Annotated in this window: 16 protein-coding genes; 8 read left to right on the forward strand and 8 right to left on the reverse strand. The window is 72.6% G+C overall.

Going from position 1 to position 17,845, the window contains the following annotated elements:
* Window positions 1-179: 179 nt before the first annotated feature.
* Both ACFYT9_RS28850 and ACFYT9_RS28855 read left to right on the forward strand, forming a co-directional pair.
* Window positions 180-3,041 carry a glycoside hydrolase family 3 C-terminal domain-containing protein gene (locus tag ACFYT9_RS28850; protein WP_389168609.1) on the forward strand — a complete coding sequence of 954 codons (2,862 nt, stop codon included), beginning with the start codon at window positions 180-182 and terminating at the stop codon, window positions 3,039-3,041.
* Window positions 3,042-3,128: 87 nt separating this feature from the next.
* Window positions 3,129-3,713 carry a hypothetical protein gene (locus ACFYT9_RS28855; protein ID WP_389168610.1) on the forward strand — a complete coding sequence of 195 codons (585 nt, stop codon included), beginning with the start codon at window positions 3,129-3,131 and terminating at the stop codon, window positions 3,711-3,713.
* Here the strand turns inward: ACFYT9_RS28855 and ACFYT9_RS28860 are convergent.
* The 5 genes from ACFYT9_RS28860 to ACFYT9_RS28880 form a co-directional block, all read right to left on the reverse strand.
* Window positions 3,673-4,824 carry a Cmx/CmrA family chloramphenicol efflux MFS transporter gene (locus ACFYT9_RS28860; protein ID WP_389168612.1) on the reverse strand — a complete coding sequence of 384 codons (1,152 nt, stop codon included), beginning with the start codon at window positions 4,822-4,824 and terminating at the stop codon, window positions 3,673-3,675. The two genes, ACFYT9_RS28855 and ACFYT9_RS28860, sit on opposite strands and share 41 nt — an antisense overlap.
* 270 nt (window positions 4,825-5,094) lie before the next feature.
* Window positions 5,095-5,514 carry an Imm10 family immunity protein gene (locus ACFYT9_RS28865; protein WP_389168613.1) on the reverse strand — a complete coding sequence of 140 codons (420 nt, stop codon included), beginning with the start codon at window positions 5,512-5,514 and terminating at the stop codon, window positions 5,095-5,097.
* 4 nt (window positions 5,515-5,518) lie between these two features.
* Complete coding sequence (locus ACFYT9_RS28870) at window positions 5,519-5,980, reverse strand: pyridoxamine 5'-phosphate oxidase family protein (protein WP_389168615.1); 462 nt, start codon at window positions 5,978-5,980, stop codon at window positions 5,519-5,521.
* Complete coding sequence (locus ACFYT9_RS28875; RefSeq protein ID WP_389168616.1) at window positions 5,977-6,171, reverse strand: DUF397 domain-containing protein; 195 nt, start codon at window positions 6,169-6,171, stop codon at window positions 5,977-5,979. Before ACFYT9_RS28875 ends, ACFYT9_RS28870 begins: the two co-directional genes overlap by 4 nt.
* Window positions 6,168-7,007 (reverse strand): Scr1 family TA system antitoxin-like transcriptional regulator, encoded by an 840-nt coding sequence (locus tag ACFYT9_RS28880; protein ID WP_389168617.1) that lies wholly within the window; start codon window positions 7,005-7,007, stop codon window positions 6,168-6,170. The genes ACFYT9_RS28875 and ACFYT9_RS28880 overlap by 4 nt, the downstream gene beginning before the upstream one ends.
* A 100-nt stretch (window positions 7,008-7,107) precedes the next feature.
* Between ACFYT9_RS28880 and ACFYT9_RS28885 the strand changes: the two genes are divergently transcribed.
* Window positions 7,108-7,572, forward strand: a complete 465-nt coding sequence (locus ACFYT9_RS28885) for a hypothetical protein (protein ID WP_389168619.1) — start codon at window positions 7,108-7,110, stop codon at window positions 7,570-7,572.
* A gap of 53 nt (window positions 7,573-7,625) precedes the next feature.
* On the opposite strand, the gene ACFYT9_RS28890 is transcribed toward ACFYT9_RS28885, so the two are convergent.
* From ACFYT9_RS28890 to yicI, 3 genes are all read right to left on the reverse strand, one after another.
* Window positions 7,626-8,672 carry an SGNH/GDSL hydrolase family protein gene (locus ACFYT9_RS28890; protein ID WP_389168621.1) on the reverse strand — a complete coding sequence of 349 codons (1,047 nt, stop codon included), beginning with the start codon at window positions 8,670-8,672 and terminating at the stop codon, window positions 7,626-7,628.
* A gap of 436 nt (window positions 8,673-9,108) precedes the next feature.
* Window positions 9,109-9,597 (reverse strand): VOC family protein, encoded by a 489-nt coding sequence (locus ACFYT9_RS28895; RefSeq protein ID WP_389168623.1) that lies wholly within the window; start codon window positions 9,595-9,597, stop codon window positions 9,109-9,111.
* Between the two features lie 249 nt (window positions 9,598-9,846).
* The gene (gene yicI / locus ACFYT9_RS28900; protein ID WP_389168625.1) at window positions 9,847-12,099 is read right to left on the reverse strand and encodes an alpha-xylosidase; all 2,253 of its coding nucleotides are present in this window, start codon (window positions 12,097-12,099) and stop codon (window positions 9,847-9,849) included.
* 273 nt (window positions 12,100-12,372) lie between these two features.
* On the opposite strand from yicI, the gene ACFYT9_RS28905 reads away from it, so the two are divergent.
* From ACFYT9_RS28905 to ACFYT9_RS28925, 5 genes are all read left to right on the forward strand, one after another.
* On the forward strand, window positions 12,373-13,056 hold the full coding sequence (locus ACFYT9_RS28905; RefSeq protein ID WP_376595942.1) for a GntR family transcriptional regulator: 684 nt from the start codon (window positions 12,373-12,375) through the stop codon (window positions 13,054-13,056).
* A gap of 2 nt (window positions 13,057-13,058) precedes the next feature.
* Window positions 13,059-13,961 (forward strand): dihydrodipicolinate synthase family protein, encoded by a 903-nt coding sequence (locus ACFYT9_RS28910; protein ID WP_389168627.1) that lies wholly within the window; start codon window positions 13,059-13,061, stop codon window positions 13,959-13,961.
* Window positions 13,958-15,724, forward strand: a complete 1,767-nt coding sequence (araD, locus tag ACFYT9_RS28915) for an L-arabinonate dehydratase (protein WP_389168629.1) — start codon at window positions 13,958-13,960, stop codon at window positions 15,722-15,724. The genes ACFYT9_RS28910 and araD overlap by 4 nt, the downstream gene beginning before the upstream one ends.
* 262 nt (window positions 15,725-15,986) lie before the next feature.
* Entirely contained in the window at window positions 15,987-16,925 is a 939-nt protein-coding gene (locus tag ACFYT9_RS28920; RefSeq protein WP_376595939.1) for a carbohydrate ABC transporter permease, read from the forward strand.
* On the forward strand, window positions 16,922-17,842 hold the full coding sequence (locus ACFYT9_RS28925) for a carbohydrate ABC transporter permease (RefSeq protein WP_387275735.1): 921 nt from the start codon (window positions 16,922-16,924) through the stop codon (window positions 17,840-17,842). The genes ACFYT9_RS28920 and ACFYT9_RS28925 overlap by 4 nt, the downstream gene beginning before the upstream one ends.
* Window positions 17,843-17,845 lie beyond the last annotated feature (3 nt).

Below are 17,845 nucleotides of genomic sequence, written 5' to 3' on the forward strand. Positions count from 1 at the left end.
AGAGTCGTTCACCGGTTTCTCCCGGCAGACACGGATGCGGTGCAGGCAGTCAACTCCGCTGTCCGCGACGACAAGTGGCGGTGACCGGCACCTTGACACCCACCCGGGAGGGCCAGAGCATCGAAGCGCTTCGAATCTTCCGGTCGCCGCTCGGCGACCGCCGTCCAAGGGACTCGTACGTGACCGCAGACCGGCCGCCCTTCCGTGACCCGGCCCTTCCCGTCGGCGACCGCGTCGCCGACCTCCTCGGGCGCCTCTCCCCCGCCGAACGCCTTGCGCTGCTGCACCAGTTCGCCCCCGCCGTCGAGCGCCTGGGCCTCGCCGCCTTCCGGACCGGCCAGGAGGCGCTGCACGGCGTCGCCTGGATGGGCCCGGCGACCGTCTTCCCGCAGGCCGTCGGGCTCGGCGCGAGCTGGCACCCGGAGCTGGTGCGCCGGGTCGGCGAGGCCGTCTCCCGCGAGGCGCGGGTGATGCGCGCCGAGGACGGGCGGGTCGGGCTCAACGTGTGGGCGCCCACCGTGAACCTGCTGCGCCATCCGCTGTGGGGCCGCGGCGAGGAGGGCTACTCCGAGGACCCGGCGCTCACCTCCGCGATCGCGGTCGCCTTCACCCGCGGCCTGCGCGGCGACCACCCCCTGTACTGGCGCACGGCGCCGGTGCTCAAGCACTGGCTCGCGCACAACAACGAGACGGCCCGCGACACCTCCTCGGCCTCCGTCCGCCCGCGCGTGCTCCACGAGTACGACCTCCGGGCCTTCCGCGGCGCCGTCGAGGCGGGCGCGGTGGCCGGCGTCATGCCCGCGTACAACCTGGTCAACGGCCGTCCCAACCACCTTTCCCCGTACCTGGGTTCGGAGCTGCGCGGCTGGACGGACCGGGAGCTTCTGGTCTGCTCCGACGCGGGCGCGCCGAGCAACCTCGCCGACTCGCAGGCGTACTTCGCCACGCACGAGGAGGCCGTCGCGGCGGCGCTCCGCGCGGGCGTGGACTCCTTCACCGACCACGGCACGGACAGCTCGGTGATCCTCGGCAGGCTCGAACGCGCCCTGGAGCGCGGCCTCATCGGCCAGGAGGACGTGGACCGGGCGGTGCGCCGGCAGCTGACCGTGCGGTTCCTGCTCGGCGAGTTCGACCCGGAGCTCGACCCGTACGCGCGGGAGACCGCGTACGACACCGGGGCCCACCGCGAGCTGGCCCGCGAGGCGGCGGAGGCGGCGCTCGTCCTGCTCCGCAACGAACCGGCCGGTGAGAAGCCCCTGTTGCCCCTGCGGGAGAGCGGCCGGATCGCGGTGGTCGGGCTGCTCTCCGACGCCGTCAAGCTCGACTGGTACAGCGGCTCCCTCCTGCACCGCTCCTCCCCGCTGGACGGGATCCGGGAGCGGTTCGGCGCGGACCGGGTGGACTTCGCCGAGGGCGTCGACCGGGTCCGGCTGCGGACCGCCGACGGGCGCGCCCTGCGCGTCCCCGACACCACGGGCGCGGAGTCCGCGCGCGGCGCGGAGATCGCCCTCGACCCGGCGCTGCTCGCCGGCCGCACCGATCTGCCGCCGCTCACCGCCGACGCCGAGGGCTCGGTCCTCGACCTGGTCGACTGGGGCGACGGGGTGCTGACCCTGCGCGCGCCCGGCGGGCGCTATCTGTCGGTGGCCGGGGACGGCCTGCTGCGCGCCTCGGCGGACGAGCCGGGCGGCTGGGTCGTCCAGGAGACGTTCCGCTTCGAGTCCGACGGCGACGGGCATGACGGGCTCCTCCTTCGGCACCTCGGGACGGGGGGCTATGTCTCTGTCGCCGCCGACGGCGTGAAGGTTGCCGCCGATCGCGAATCCGCCGCGATCCTCGCCGTGGAGACGGTCGAGCGCGGCGAGGAGGCGGTGGCGAGGGCCGCCGCCGGGGCCGGAACGGTGATCGTGGTCGCCGGGAACGACCCGCACATCAACGGGCGCGAGACCGAGGACCGCACGGGCCTCGCGCTCCCGCCCCACCAGGACCGTCTGTGGCGGGCCGCGCACGCGGCGAACCCGCGCACGGTCCTCGTCCTCGTCTCCTCCTACCCGTACGCGGTGGGGGACGCGGCCGAGGAGCTGCCGGCGATGCTGTGGACCGCGCACGGCGGACAGGCGGCGGGCACCGCGCTCGCCCGCGTCCTCGCCGGCGACGTCTCCCCCGCCGGACGCCTGCCGCAGACCTGGTACGGCGCCGACGCCGACCTGCCGGACCTGTTCGACTACGACGTCATCGGAGGCCGGCAGACCTACCTCTACTCCGACCGCGTCCCGCTCTTCCCCTTCGGCCACGGCCTGACGTACACGAGCTTCGGGTACGAGGCGCTGACGGCGACGGTGGAGGCGGAGGCGGTACGGATCTCCTGCACGGTCGCCAACACGGGGACGGTCGCCTCGGACGAGGTCGTCCAGGTGTACGCGCGCGTGGTCGCCCCGTCCGTGCCGCGCCCGCACCGCGCGCTCGTCGCCCACGAGCGGATCCACCTGGCACCGGGCGAGTCCCGGAAGCTCGCCTTCGCGGTGCCGCTGTCGGAGCTCGCCCACTGGGACGTGGCGCACGGGCGGTGGACGGTCGAGCCGGGCGCGTACGACTTCCTGGCCGGCCCGTCCTCGGCCGACGTCCGCCGCACCGTCCGCGTGGAGCTGGCGGGCGAGACGCCCGGCCCGCGCCCGGTCCTGGAGGCGGGGCTCGAAGCGGCTGCCTACGACGAGCAGTCGGGCACCGTCATCGCCGACCGCTCGCGGGAGTCCGGCGACGTGGTGACCCCGGCGGACCCGGACCTGCCGGGCACCCTCCTCTACCGGGCGTGCGACTTCGGCGACGGCGTCACGGAGCTGGCCGTGACGGCGGCGGGCGCGGGCGAGGTGACGTTCTTCGCGGCGGACGGCACGGAGGCCGCCCGGGTCGCGGTGGGCCCCACGGACGGACCGTACGCCCACACCACCGTGGGGGCGCCCTGCCTGTTCCAGGACGTGGCGGACCTGCGCGTCGAGCTGCGCGGGACGGTCCGCCTCGCGCACGTCGGCTTCTCCGGCTGAGGGGGGCGCCTGCTTTCCCGCGGGGTCGGACTCCAGGTCAGGGGCCGGATATGCTCGCCCGGCCCATGACACCGGGGAGGGAACCACATGATCCACAAGAAGTCCGTCCGAGGCACCGCCCTCGCCGCCGCGGCCCTGGCGGCCCTGGCCGTCTCCTGCGGTACGACCCCCGAGCCCGACCGCTCGGCGTCGGGCGCGGGCGCGAGCCCGTCCGCCACGGCGACGACGGCCGCACCGGAGTCGACGGCCGCACCGGAGACGACGACCGCGAAGCCGGACACGACGAGCGGACCCACCGCCGACGCCACGGACGCGCCGGCCGGGTCGAGCGCGACCCCCTACCCGAACGACGCCTCCGCGCCCTCCACCGGTGAAAAGGTCCGTGACGCCTTCGCGACTCTCCAGGCCACGCTCGACGACTCCTGCGCGGCGGACTGCGAGTACTTCCTCACCCGCGTGAACAAGGAACTCCAGGAGCTGGACTGGGCGATGAAGAACGACCCCAAGGGGCCCGGACACTTCCCCGAGCCGATCCGGAAGATCGAGGAACTGAACAAGACGCTGGCCGGGGACAGTTCCTTCGAGAACCTGAAGAAGCACGAGAAGAAGCTCGTCGGCACCCGCGACTTCATCAACACGTGGATGCAGGACCACCCGGACGACTACCGCTGACCGCCGCCAGCGCCAGGGCCGCGGCGACGAGCCCCGCGGCCAGGAGGAACGGCCCCGTCGGCCGGTCCAGGACCGTCGCGGCGAGCAGCGGCCCGGCCACGGCGCCCACGTTGAGCGCGGCCGTGGCGTAGGCCCCGGCGAGCGCGGGCGCGCCGGCCGCCTCGTACAGGATGCGGGCGATCAGCGTGCCCCCGAGGGCGAACGCCAGGGCGCCCTGCACGAGGAGCAGCGCGAGCAGGGCGGCCGGCCGGTCCGCGAGCACGGCGAGGCCGACCCAGCCGGCGAGCAGCAGCGGCCCTCCGACGGCGAGGACCCGGGCGGCATGGCGGTCGGCCAGCCGTCCCGCCGCCGTGACCCCGGCGAAGGAACCCGCGCCGAACAGCACGAGCGCGACGGAGACCCACGCGGGTCCGAGCCCGGCCGGGCCGGTCACCACCGGGGCGAGGAAGGTGAAGGCGCCGAAGGTGGCGGCGTTGACCAGCGCGGCCAGGACCAGGACCCGCAGCAGCCGGGGCGCCCGGAGCACCCCGAACTCGGCCCGCAGCGCGTGCCGTTCGGTCCGGCCTGCGGGCACCCCCCGCAGGATGCCGAGCGCGGCGGGCACGCAGAGCGCGGCGACCGCCCAGAACGCGGCTCGCCACCCGGCGAGGGCCCCGAGCAGCGCGCCCCCCGGAACCCCGACGACGGTCGCGACGGTCGTTCCGCCGAGCAGCACGGCGAGCGCCCGTGCCTTGCGGTCCGCCGGGACCATGGCGGTGGCGGTGGTCAGGGCGAGCGCGAGGAACCCCGCGTTCGCGAGGGCGGCGGCGACCCGGCTCAGGAGCAGGACGGTGAAGCTCTCCGTCACCGCCCCGACGACATGCGCGGCGAGGAAGACGCCCACGAACACGAGCAGCCCGCCCCGCCCGGACCGCCCCCGGGCGAGCACGGCCATGAGCGGCGCGCCGATCACCATGCCGAGCGCGAAGGCGGAGGTCAGCGCGCCGGCGGCACCGACGCCGACCCCGAGGTCACGGGCGAGGTCCGGCAGCAGCCCGGCGAGCATGAACTCCGAGGTGCCCATGGCGAAGACGGCCAGGGCGAGCAGATACAGAGGAAGCGGAAGAGACACGAAGGCTCCGAGGCGGGGCGAGAAGGACGAAGGACGTCGATGTCGTCGCGTCACCACCGCCGAGCCCGCTCCGCGAGAGCGCGGGCATGCCCGACCGGCCGCACGGCGCGAAGCGCCGCGGCGGTCGGTGGTTGTTCACCGGCTCAGAGTGTGCGGAGGTTCAGGGGCCGGCGGTGTGACCGCGAGCCCCCCGCTCTGGATGCTTCGGGGCTTGCCATGCCGGGCACGTTACGCCCGCCCCCCGCTTGCCCGCACCCGAATTCCGCGGACTCAGCTCGTCCGCACGGTCGGCAGCGCGTCGGAGCGGCCGTAGGCCAGGATCCGGACGAGGGCCTCGCGCATGCGGGCGACGTCCTCGGGCGGCGCGTTCAGGACGGCCTCGATCACCGGGTCGTCCAGACCGAGGTCGTCCAGGTACGCGGGGTCGAGCGTGACCCGCAGGAGGTCACCCGACAGCTCCACCGTGCGCACGCAGCCGTACGCGGTGTTCTGGTCGGGGGTCACGACGCAGTACGAGTCCATGCCGAGGCGGACGTTCTGCTCGTCCGGCTCCTCGACGAAGCTCTGGAATTCGAGCACGAAACTCTCCTCGTCCTCCGACTCGATGACGCCGGCCGACGGGCAGTACGCGCCCGGCGGCAGCTCGTCGTGCCAGCCATAGGCGATGTTCGCCACGAACCTGTAGGTCATGCCCTCACGCGTCCGTCCACTCGCCGCCCGCCATCACCTGGCGTCCCGCCAGCTCCGGCTCCTCGTGCCACGCCTGCACGTCCACCGGCCGCACCCGGAACCAGCGGTACGCCGGCCCCGCCGCGCGCGCGTCCCACCCGGTCTTGGCGTGGAAGCCGTCGGCGGCCTCGACCGGCACCTCGTCGTGGGTGTACGTCGTGACCTCGCCGTCGAGGAGCACGACGTCCCGGGTGTCCCCGAGGGCGAGGCGGGTACGGGGGTTGGCCGCGAGGTTACGCCCGGTGGGGTTGGACAGCCGCGTGACGAGCCAGATGTCGGCGCTGTCCCAGAGGAACGAGAGCGGCACGAGGTAGGGCATGCCGTCGGGCCCGGCGGAGGCGACCCAGAGGTCCATCTCGCGCGCGAGTCGGTCTCGTACGTCCTTGATGCGGTGGGCGCTGTCGCGGGGCGGGGTGGTGCCGGTCACCGCTTGACGGATTCGATGAAGGTCGCGAAGGCGGTGGCGGAGACGGCGAGGACCGGGCCGGCCGGGGCCTTGGAGTCGCGGAGGGGGACGATGCCGAGGCTCGGCACCAGATTGTGTGCCACCTCGACGCAGTCGGCGCCACCATTACCGCTGTAGGACGACGTGAACCAGAGGGGGGACTCGTTGGTCACAGCATGCCCTTTCGCAGGTCTTTGATCACGGTCAGCGAGTCTGCCGGGGAGAGGGCTTCAGCGACAAGCCGGTGATAGGTCGCATGCAGGTACGACAAGGTGGGGCCTTCCCGTACCACGGTCCCCCGGGCCTGCGCCTCGGCGTAGGCGAGGAGAGATCGATCGGCCAAGGTGAGGATGGTCAGGGGCATGTGGGATGGACGCCGCTCCCCCAGGCTGAACGGAGCCACATGCACGTACGTGTGGGGCCTTGCCGCCAGTTCGATGATCCGGTCGAGCTGTGCCGTCATCACTCGGGGGCCGCCGACCATCTGACGCAGACAGCTCTCGTCCAGCACCACGAGGCACAGGGGCGGTCGCCCCTGCTCCAGGAGCCTCTGGCGCTCGCCCAGAAGTTCCAGCCGCTGCGCAGCCTGATCCGCTGTGACGGATCCTCGCTCGACGCTGAAGGCCGCCAGCGCCGCAGCGTACTCCGCCGTCTGGAAGAGCCCCGGAACGATACCGACATCGAAGATGCGGATCTCCACGGCCTGACGCTCATAGTGCACGTACTCCGGGAAGCCCTCCAGCAGCACCCCGTCCCGCATCCGACGCCACTCGCGCTCGAAGGACTCCGCCTGCCCCAGCAGTCCGAAGGCAGAGTCGAGCTCTCGTGAGAATTTGAGAGTTGGAGACTTGCGCGCAGTTTCCACGGCGGAAATGTGCTTGCCCGAGTACGAGCCCCGCGCCGCCAGATCCTCCTGCTTCCACCCTCTTTCCTCGCGCATCCTGCGCAAACGCGCGCCGTAAGCCGCCTCCGGCCCAGTGCTGGGATCCAGGTCCTTCCGATTGACCACAACTCTCCCTCAATGGCTGACTGTTGAAGATTTGAAGACTTCGCGAATCTACGCCACGCTGGAGGCCCTTGGTAGTGACTCCGCTACAGAGAGGAACCCCATGCCCGAAAGCGACCACCCCACCCCCGTCCCCGACCTGGGGACGTACATGGCGGCAGACACACCCGAGGGCCGGTCCCGCCTCGGGAAGGTGACCGCCTGGGACGGCGAGCTGGTCCACCTGCAACAGCCCGGCGGCGGCACCGTCTGGACCGCCCCGCCGGCGGAGCTGCGCCGGCCTACGGAGGACGAGCACGCACTGATCCGCGTCCTGACGACCCCCGTCCCGCGGACGGCGGCGACGCGGGCCCGGCAGACGTATCCCGAGCCCCCCGTGGTGCTCCCCGAGCGCGCCGTGCCGCCGGCCGTGCCGACGCCGGGGTGCGCGACGTGCGAGCTGGTGGCCGTGTGGGAGCGCAGCTGCCTCCTCCGGCACGACTACTCCAAGGCGGCGGACTTCCGTGTCGAGATGCGCAACCACCCGCACACCGAGCCGAAGCTGACACTCCCCCGCGAGCGGCCGTGAGGACACGGCGAAGCCCCGGACGGTGGCCCGGGGCTTCGGTCGGGAGAGGGGCGTCAGCCGTTGAGGGCCTGCTCGGCCGCGTCGGCGACGTGCTGCGCCTGGAGGTCGCGGCCCTTCTCGTTGGGGTGCGCGTACCAGGGGAGCTTGGTGCCGAGGAGGTCGAGCTGGGACTCCTCCAGCAGACCGCCGATGCCTCGTTCGGCGCCGGCACAGGCCGTGTTGGCGCCGGTGTGGGCGTAGAGGTCCACGAAGGTCGCGCCGCCTTCGGCGTCGGCGGCGACCTTCGCCATGGTGTCGTTCAGCCGCTTCTGGATCCGGTCCAGGACCGGCAGGGCGTCGGCGGGCATGTCGGCGAAGGGCAGCTCCGTCTGGCCGGGCGCCGCGGTGAGGCACGTGGTGGAGTCCTCGGGGACGAGCCGGGGGTAGCCGACCAGGACGCGCTTGGCGTCGGGGGCGAAGTAGCCGATGCGGTCGAGCACTTCCTCCAGCTCTGCGGCGACCTGCTCGAACTGGCCGTCCAGCCAGGCCTTCCCGTCGCCGGTCTCGAAGAACGCACCGCAGGTGGACGCCGGCTCGTCCGCGTCCACCGGGTTTCCCGGCAGCAGGAGGCCGTCCTGGCCCCGGAGCCTGTCGGAGCACTGCTTCATGATGCGGCTGAAGCCCAGCGTGTTGCCGCCCATGCTGCCCACCGTCAGCTGCGTGTCCTCCTTGAGCGCGCCCTGCTGCGCCGGGACCGTCATGCCGGGGAACAGCAGCTCCTGCTCCTCCCAGAAGTGGTGGACGAGGGCACCGCCGCAGGAGACGTCCGCCTGGACGTCGAGCGTGATGCCCTTGTCGGCGAGCCGGCGGGTGGCGACGGCGGGGTAGTTCTCCTCCGCCTGGAAGCAGAAGTCCCGCGTGCCGTCCTGCCGGAAGGGGGCGATGCCGAAGTTGGACGTGTACGAGTCGCCGAAGAAGACGGTCGGCACGGGATCGGCGGCGGCCGCGCCGGCGCTCGTCGCCGGGCCGGCGAGCGCCAGGCAGGTGCCCAGCGCGGCGGCCGCGGCGACCAGCCGGCGTACCACTGAGTTCTTCGTCGTCCTGCGGGTGGCCGAAGGCATGGCTGTGCCCTTTCGTCAGGGATCGGGGAGCACGAGGGAATCGGAACGCTCCGTATTCAGTCAGATACGGAATGCGATCTTCCAGCGAGTGCGCGCCACACCTGGGCGTTTTCGGCCACACACCGACCCGCCCCCCTGATTCCCCTGGTCAGCGGGACTCACCAGAGGTTCGCGCCGGAGCCGGGAGAAGTGATCATGACCCGAAAGAGACCCGGCTCGCCCGTACGGCCCGCAACCCGAGCGGCAGCGGCGGGTGATGGCGGGCCGAAGGGAGCCTCCGCGACACCCCCCGTTCCGTACAGGTGTACGACCTCCGGACTTCTACGCGGTGGCCGCCACCGCCCCCACGCGCCGATCGGCCGGATCTCCGCCCGCCCCGGCCGCCCGCCCCGGCCGACCCGCCGTGTCCCGCCCTGCCCCGCCCGCCTCGGCGCGGTCAGGCGTACAGCGCCCCCGTGACGTACTCCATCGCCTTCGTGAAGACGGGGTCGCCGAGGCGGCGGGCGGCCTCCTCCTCGTCGACGTCCTCGATGTGGGTCTGGATCCACCACAGGTTGCCGAAGGGGTCGCGGACGCGGCCGACGAGGTCACCGAAGAAGAGGTGGGTGACCTCGGTGACCGAGGTGCCGCCGGCCTCCACCGCGCGGCGGTGGACGGCCCGTGCGTCGTCCACGTACAGGCGGAGGAAGGCCGGGGTCGGCGCCCAGGAGGGCGGGCTGTCGAAGGCCATGATCCGGGCGTTCCCGATGCGGAGCTCGGCGTGGCCGACAGTGCCGTCCTCCATGGCGAAGCGGCCCAGGTCCTCCGCGCCGAAGGCCCGCTCCAGGTAGTCGATGAGGCCTGCCGTGTCGGAGCCGATGATCCAGGGGGTGACCGTGGTGCAGCCCTCGGGGACCGGGCGGACAGGTGTCGTGTCGTCGCTCATGCGCCCATGCTGGCCCGCCATTAGGTCAGCTCGTGTCCTCATGGGCGGCCGGGCGCCGACGTCTGCGGCCAGTGGCGTGGCTCTGGCGCGGCGCGGCGCCGACGGGACTCCCGGCGCGCCCGACGTCGGAACGCTCGCGGATCTGGGCCGCGACGGCGGACGAGGACATCCCCCGACCGCCTCGCCCCGCTCCGGGTGCGGTGGCGTACCTGGCGGCACGAGCCGTGCCGTCCGCACGTCACGCCCTCATCAGGTGGGCCCGTGCCGCAGTCCTCCTGTGCCCAACAGCTCGACCGTGCACGGCAGTTCCGTGCCCGCGGCCACGGCCGTCGGGCCCGGCTCCCCATGGGTGACGCGGTACTCGGCCGCCGGGTCGCCCCGGTGGTCCGGCACCGTGACGGTGGTCGTCGTGCCCGGCGCGCCGCCGGGGGCGACCAGCAGGGTGAGGCCGTCGAGCCAGGGGCCGTCGGGGCGGTCGGAGGGGGCGGCGAGGGGGAGGACGGCGCCGGGGCGGACGTACAGGGGGAGGCTGTCGAGGGGGTGGGTCTCGCGGCGCCAGCGGGGGCCGGTGACCGTCTCGCCGGTGAGGAGGTGGGTCCAGGTGCCCTCGGGGACGTACACCTCGACCTCACCGCCGGGGTCCATGACGGGGGCGACGAGCAGGTCGGGGCCGAGCATGTACTGGCGGTCCAGGGTGCGGCAGGCGGGGTCGCCGGGGAATTCGAGGACCATGGGGCGCATGACGGGGACGCCGGTCGCGTGGGCCTCGGCGGCGGTCGCGTACAGGTAGGGCATCAGGCGGTGCTTGAGGTGGGTGAAGCGGCGGGCGACGGCCACCGCCTCCTCGCCGAACTCCCACGGCACCCGGTAGGAGTCGCTGCCGTGGAGGCGGCTGTGGGAGGACAGCAGGCCGAAGGCGAGCCAGCGGGTGAAGACCTCCGGGTCGGGGGTGCCCTCGAAGCCGCCGATGTCGTGGCTCCAGAAGCCGAAGCCGCTGAGGGAGAGGGAGAGTCCGCCGCGCAGCGACTCGGCCATGGCCTCGAAGGAGGCCCAGCAGTCGCCGCCCCAGTGGACGGGGTACTGCTGGCCGCCGGCGGTGGCGGAGCGGGCGAAGAGGACGGCCTCGCCGGGGCCGCGCTCCTTCTCCAGGAGCTCGAAGACGGTGCGGTTGTAGAGGTGGGTGTAGTAGTTGTGCATCCGCTCGGGGTCGGAGCCGTCGTGCCAGACGACGTCGGTGGGGATCCGCTCGCCGAAGTCGGTCTTGAAGCAGTCGACGCCCTGGGCGAGGAGCGGGCGCAGCTTCTCCTGGAACCAGGCGCGGGCACCGGCGTTCGTGAAGTCGACGAGGGCCATGCCGGGCTGCCAGAGGTCCCACTGCCAGAGGTCGCCGTTCGGCCTGCGCACGAGGTAGCCGGCCTGCGCGGCCTCGTCGAAGAGGGCGGACTTCTGGGCGATGTAGGGGTTGATCCAGAGGCCGACGCGCAGGCCGCGGGCCTTGAGGCGGGCGAGCATGCCGTCCGGGTCGGGGAAGGTCTCCGGGTCCCAGGCGAAGTCGGACCACTGGTACTCGCGCATCCAGAAGCAGTCGAAGTGGAAGACGGAGAGCGGGATGCCGCGGGCGGCCATGCCGTCCACGAAGGAGGTGACGGTGGCCTCGTCGTAGGGGGTGGTGAACGAGGTGGTGAGCCAGAGGCCGAAGGACCACGGCGGGGGGAGGGCGGGGCGGCCGGTGAGGGCGGTGTAGCGGCGCAGGACGTCCTTGGGGGTGGGGCCTGCGACGACGTAGTACTCCAGGGACTGGTCCTCGACGCTGAACTGGACCTGGCCGACGGCCTCGGAGCCGAGCTCGAAGGAGACGCGGCCGGGGTGGTTCACGAAGACGCCGTAGCCGCGTGAGGAGAGGTAGAAGGGGACGTTCTTGTAGGCCTGTTCGCTGCTGGTGCCGCCGTCGGCCTGCCAGACGTCGACGGTCTGGCCGTTCTTGACGAAGGGCGTGAAGCGTTCGCCGAGGCCGTAGACCTGCTCGCCGACCCTGAGGGCGAGCTGGACCGCCATGTGGTGGGCGCCGTCGGGGGTGGTGACGAAGGCGGTGCCCTTGCGGCCCGAGGTGGTGAGCGGGCGGCCGGCGGCGTCCAGGAAGTCCAGGGTCCAGAGGCGGGCGCGGTCGAGGCGGAGACGGAGCGGGCCGGAGGCCAGCTCGACGGCGGTGCCGTCGTCGTGGACGGTCCCGGCCCCGGGGTCGGGGGCGGCGAGGGCGAAGTCGGGTCCGCGCCGGACCTTGCCGGCGTGGTGGGTGACGCGGACGCCGATCACTCCCTCGGCCGGCGCGTGGCACTCCACCGTGAGGAGCGCCGAGTTCAGGGTGTCGCCGCGGGTGCGGACCGGCTTGACGGAGGCGTGCGCGGTGAGGCGGCCGGGGGTGACGCGCAGGTCGCGGAGCTCGGTGGCGTACGAGGCGTGCACGCCCTCGCGCATCAGCCAGAAGCCGTCGGTGAACTTCATGCGGGTCCTCGGGGTGGGGTGGGGAGCGGGGCTGTCGCCGGGCGGGAGGCGCGTACCCGCCCCAATAGTTATCCCAGAAAACAAAACCGGGGAACAGCCTCCGGACGATCTCTCCCGGGCTCGCCCCGGCCGCCGCCCGCGCATCGGATAGAAAACGCTTTCCATCAACTCTGCGCGAAGCATTGACGAAACATCGGCGCCGCCTTAACTTCATGCCCGTTGCACTTCGTACGTCATATATGAGACGCCATACACGAGATCTGAGAGTGCTCCATGGCCTTCGCCCCCAGCCCCATCCCCTCCCGGACCCAGTACGTCCTGGAGGCGATCAAGCACGACATCCTCACCGGAGGGCTCAGACCCGGGCAGGCGCTCGTGGAGGCCGAACTCGCGGCGCGTTTCGGGGTCTCCAAGACCCCGGTGCGCGAGGCGCTGAAGACGCTCGCGGGCAGCGGACTCGTCGTCATGAGCCAGTACAAGGGCGTCACCGTGCGGATGGTCGACGCGGACATGGCCAGGTCCGTGTACGACGTCCGGCTGCTCCTGGAGCCGGAGGCGGTCCGCCGCGCGGTCGCCTCGGGCGCCCCGCTCGACGACGCCCACGAGGCGCTCGCCCGGGCCGCCGGCGCCGAGGACCCGGCCGAACGCTCGCTGGCCAACCGGGCGTTCCACCGCGCGCTCTACCTCCCCTGCGGCAACCCGCTGCTCGGGCGGATGCTCGACGAAGTGCGCGACCAGGCCGCGCTCGTCTCCACCGTCGCCTGGGCCGCCGTCCCCTCCTGGGAGCGCGAGGCGGCCGAGCACGAGGAGATCCTGCGGCTCGCCGCCGCGGGCGACGCCGACGGGGCCCGCCGGGCGGTGCACGCCCACATCGCCTCGTTCGTGGAGCGCGCCTTCCCCTCGAACCCCCTGGAACCCGCCGCGAACGCGGGCTCCTCCCTCCTGGACAGCGAGTGACAATGAACTTCGAGACCCTTCGGGCCGCCCTCGCCGACGTCGTGGCCATCCCGGTCACGCCGTTCGCCGAGGACGGCCGGGTGGACTCCGCCGCCCACCGGGCGCTGCTGCGCCGGCTGCTCGACGGCGGGGTGCGCACCCTCACCCCCAACGGCAACACGGGCGAGTTCTACGCCCTCACCCCCGACGAGCGCCGCTCGATCACCGAGACCACCGTCGCCGAGGCCGCCGGCCGCGCCGCGATCCTGGTCGGCGTCGGACACGACGTGCCGACGGCGGTCGAGGCGGCCCGGCACGCCCGGGACACCGGGGCGCAGATGGTGATGGTCCACCAGCCGGTGCACCCGTACGTCTCCGAGAGCGGCTGGGTCGACTACCACCGGGCGATCGCCGAGGCGGTGCCGGAGCTGGGCGTCGTCCCCTACATCCGCAACCCGCTGCTGAGCGGGGTGCGCCTGGCCGAACTGGGCGCCGCCTGCCCGAACGTGGTCGGCGTCAAGTACGCGGTGCCGGACGCGGCCCGGTTCGCCGGCTTCGCCCGGGACGCGGGCCTGGACCGCTTCGTGTGGGTGGCCGGTCTCGCAGAGCCGTACGCGCCCTCGTACTTCTCCGCCGGCGCCACCGGCTTCACCTCCGGCCTGGTCAACGTCTCCCCCGCGCTCTCCCTGGAGATGCTGGAGGCGTTGCGGACCGGGGACTACGGCACGGCGATGAAGGTGTGGGAGCGGATCCGCCGCTTCGAGGAACTGCGCGCCGCCAACGGCAGCGCGGACAACGTCACGGTGGTGAAGGAGGCGCTGGCCTCGCTCGGGCTGTGCCGCCGGGACATCCGGCCGCCGAGCCGGGAGCTCCCGGAGGACGAGCGGGCCGAGGTCGCGGCGATCGCGGGCGGGTGGCCGATATGACGGACACCCGGGGAAGGTCCCGTGAACCGTCGCGGGAGCCGCGGGAGAAAGCTCCGCACGAGCTGCGCAGTCACCAGTGGTACGGGACCGACGGGCTGCGCTCCTTCAGCCACCGGGCCCGGACCCGGCAGCTCGGCTACCTGCCCGAGGAGCACCTCGGCAAGCCGGTGATCGCGATCCTCAACACCTGGTCGGACATCAACCCCTGCCACGTCCACCTGCGCGACCGCGCGCAGGCCGTGAAGCGCGGGGTGTGGCAGGCGGGTGGCTTCCCGCTCGAATTCCCGGTGTCCACGCTGTCGGAGACCTTCCAGAAGCCGACGCCGATGCTCTACCGCAACCTCCTCGCCATGGAGACGGAGGAGCTGCTGCGCTCGTACCCGGTGGACGGGGCGGTGCTCATGGGCGGCTGCGACAAGACCACCCCCGCGCTGCTGATGGGGGCGGCCTCGGTGGACCTGCCGACGGTCTTCGTGCCGGCCGGTCCGATGCTGCCGGGGCACTGGCGGGGGGAGACCCTCGGCTCCGGCACGGACATGTGGAAGTACTGGGACGAGCGGCGGGCCGGCACCATCGGCGACTGCGAGCTGGCCGAGCTGGAGAACGGGCTCGCCCGCTCCCCCGGCCACTGCATGACGATGGGGACGGCGTCGACGCTGACGGCCGCGGCCGAGACCCTGGGCGTGACCGTGCCGGGCGCCTCCTCGGTGCCGGCGGTCGAGTCGGGGCACGACCGGATGGCCGCCGCGTCGGGGCTGCGGATCGTGGAGCTGGTCCGTCAGGACCTCAGGCTCTCGCGGCTGCTGACCCGGGAGGCGTACGAGGACGCGGTCGCCGCCGTCCTGGCGCTCGGCGGCTCGACCAACGCGGTGATCCACCTGATCGCGATGGCCGGCCGGTCGGGCGTGAAGCTGACGCTCGACGACTTCGACCGGATCGCGCGGACGGTGCCGGTCCTCGCGAACCTGCGGCCCGGCGGGGCGTACCTCATGGAGGACTTCCACTTCGCCGGCGGGATGCCCGGCTTCCTGTCGCGGATCGCGGACGTGCTCCACCTGGACCGGCCGACGGTCTCCCACACCACCCTGCGCGAACAGCTCGACGGAGCCCTCGTCCACAACGACGAGGTGATCCGGGAGCGGCACCGGCCGCTGGCGGCCGAGGGCGGGCTCGCGGTGCTGCGGGGGAACCTCTGCCCGGACGGCGCGGTCATCAAGCACGTCGCCATGGAGCAGCGGTTCCTCAAGCACACCGGCCCGGCCGTGGTCTTCGACGACTACCGGACGATGCAGCGGACGATCGACGACCCCGGGCTCGGCATCACCGCCGACCATGTGCTCGTGCTGCGCGGGGCGGGTCCGAAGGGCGGCCCCGGGATGCCGGAGTACGGCATGCTGCCGATCCCCAAGTACCTCCTGGAGCAGGGCGTACGGGACATGCTCCGGATCTCGGACGCCCGGATGAGCGGGACGAGCTACGGGGCGTGCGTGCTGCACGTCGCGCCGGAATCCCACGTCGGCGGGCCCCTCGCCCTGGTCCGTACCGGCGACACGATCACCCTCGACGTCGCGGCCCGCTCCCTCCACCTGCACGTCACGGACGAGGAGCTGGAGCAGCGCGGGGCCGCGTGGACCCCGCCGCCGGCCCGGTACGAGCGCGGCTACGGCGCGCTCTACATGGAGCAGATCTCCCAGGCCGACACCGGCTGCGACTTCGAGTTCCTGGCCAGGCCGGGGACGACCCCCGATCCGTACGCGGGCTGAGTCCCGCCCGGGCCGCCCACCGCCCCGCCCCGATCCGTACGCGGGGCGAGCCCGCCCCTCATCGTGCCCCATCCCGATCCTTACGCGGTGCGAGCCCGCCCCGCACCGCGCCCCACCCCCGCACCGCCCGCGGGCCGCACCGGCCCCGGCCACCCCCGCCGAACCTCTTGTTCGGTATGTCGAACGACGTTCGCGAAGCGCTTCACCACAGGTGGAGCCCCTCCCGAACCCCGCACGCCCGCCCGAGAACGGAGCCGCCGTCATGGCCACAGCTGTGACCAAACCGCCCCGAGCCACCACGCCACGGGGGCGCCGCCGCACGGGAGCGACGCCCCGCCGGCTGCCGTATCTGCTGATCGCCCCCGCCGGCCTGCTGATGCTGGGCTTCATCGCCTACCCCGTGCTGAGCGTCTTCTACTACAGCCTCCAGCACTACAACCCGACCAAGCCCTGGCGGAACGGCTTCGCCGGCCTCGACAACTTCACGAAGATCTTCACCGACGACCCGCACTTCTGGGGCACGCTCTCCTTCAGCCTCAAGTGGGTCGTGGTGGAGGTGACGCTCCAGCTCCTCTTCGGGCTCGCGCTCGCCCTCATCGTGAACCAGACCTTCTTCGGCCGGGCGCTCGGCCGGGCGCTCGTCTTCTCGCCCTGGGCCGTCTCCGGCGTGCTCACCTCGGCGATCTGGGTGCTGCTCTACAACTCGCAGACCGGCATCACCCGCTACCTGGCGGACCTCGGCATCGGCGAGTACGGCACCTCCCTGCTCTCCGACACCGGCACCGTCTTCTGGGCGGCGATCGTCGCGGACCTCTGGCGGGGCGTTCCCTTCTTCGCCATCCTCATCCTCGCCGACCTCCAGTCCATCCCCGGTGACCTGTACGAGGCCGCCGAGGTCGACGGAGCGGGCCGGCTGCGCCAGTTCTTCCACATCACGCTCCCGCACATCCGGGACGCGATCGTCCTCTCCACGCTGCTGCGCGCGGTGTGGGAGTTCAACAACGTCGACCTGCTCTACACGCTGACCGGCGGCGGACCCGCGGGCGTCACCACGACCCTGCCGCTGTACGTCGCCGAGACCAGCGTCGACGCCCACAACTTCGGTTACGCCTCCGCCCTCACCACGGTGGCGTTCGTGATCCTTCTCTTCTGCTCGATCGTCTATCTGCGCCTGAGCAAGTTCGGAGGCGACAGCAAGTGACCGCCGCAGCCACCCCCACCCGCACCGCGCCCGCCGGGCCGGCCACGCCCCCCGCGGACCCGCCGGACCGCACCCCGCCCGCGACCGCCCGCAGGAAGCACCGGGCCTGGGACGAGGTCCCCCGCTGGCAGATCTACCTGCCGCTCGGCGTCTACCTCGTCTTCACCCTCGTCCCCTTCTACTGGATCCTCCTCTTCGCCGTCCGGCCGGCGGGCTCCACCTCGCTGCTGCCCTGGCCGATGACCACCGAGCACTTCGAGAAGGTGTGGACCGACCGCAGCTTCGGCGTCTTCTTCCAGAACAGCCTGCTCATCGGCGTCGCCGTCCTCATCAGCACCACCCTGGTCGCGCTGGCCGGCGGCTACGCCCTCGCCCGCTTCGAGTTCCGGATCAAGAAGGGCTTCATGCTGGCCCTCCTCTGCTCCCAGTTCGTGCCCGGCGCCCTGCTCCTGGTCCCGCTCTTCCAGATCTTCGCCGAGCTGCGGATGATCAACTCGATCGGCAGCGTCATCCTCGCCGAGACGGTCTTCCAGCTGCCGCTGTCGATGATCCTCATCAGCGGCTTCATCAGGAACGTGCCGCCCTCGCTGGAGGAGGCCGCCTGGGTCGACGGCTGCTCACGCTTCCGCGCCTTCCTGATCGTGGTGCTGCCGCTGCTGCGGCCCGGTCTGGTCGCGGTCGGCTCCTTCGCCTTCGTCCACGCCTGGAACCACTTCCTCTTCGCCCTGATGTTCCTCAGCAGCCAGAGCAAGCAGACCATCCCGGTCGGCCTCAACACCCTCATGGGCGCCGACAGCGTCGACCTCGGCGCGCTCGCCGCGGGCGGTGTCATCGCCGCCGTCCCCGTCGTGATCGTCTTCGCCTTCATCCAGAAGTGGCTCGTGACCGGCTTCAGCGCCGGGGCGGTGAAGGGATGAACC

This window comes from Streptomyces sp. NPDC004435, from assembly GCF_042873895.1.
Lineage (GTDB): Bacteria > Actinomycetota > Actinomycetes > Streptomycetales > Streptomycetaceae > Streptomyces.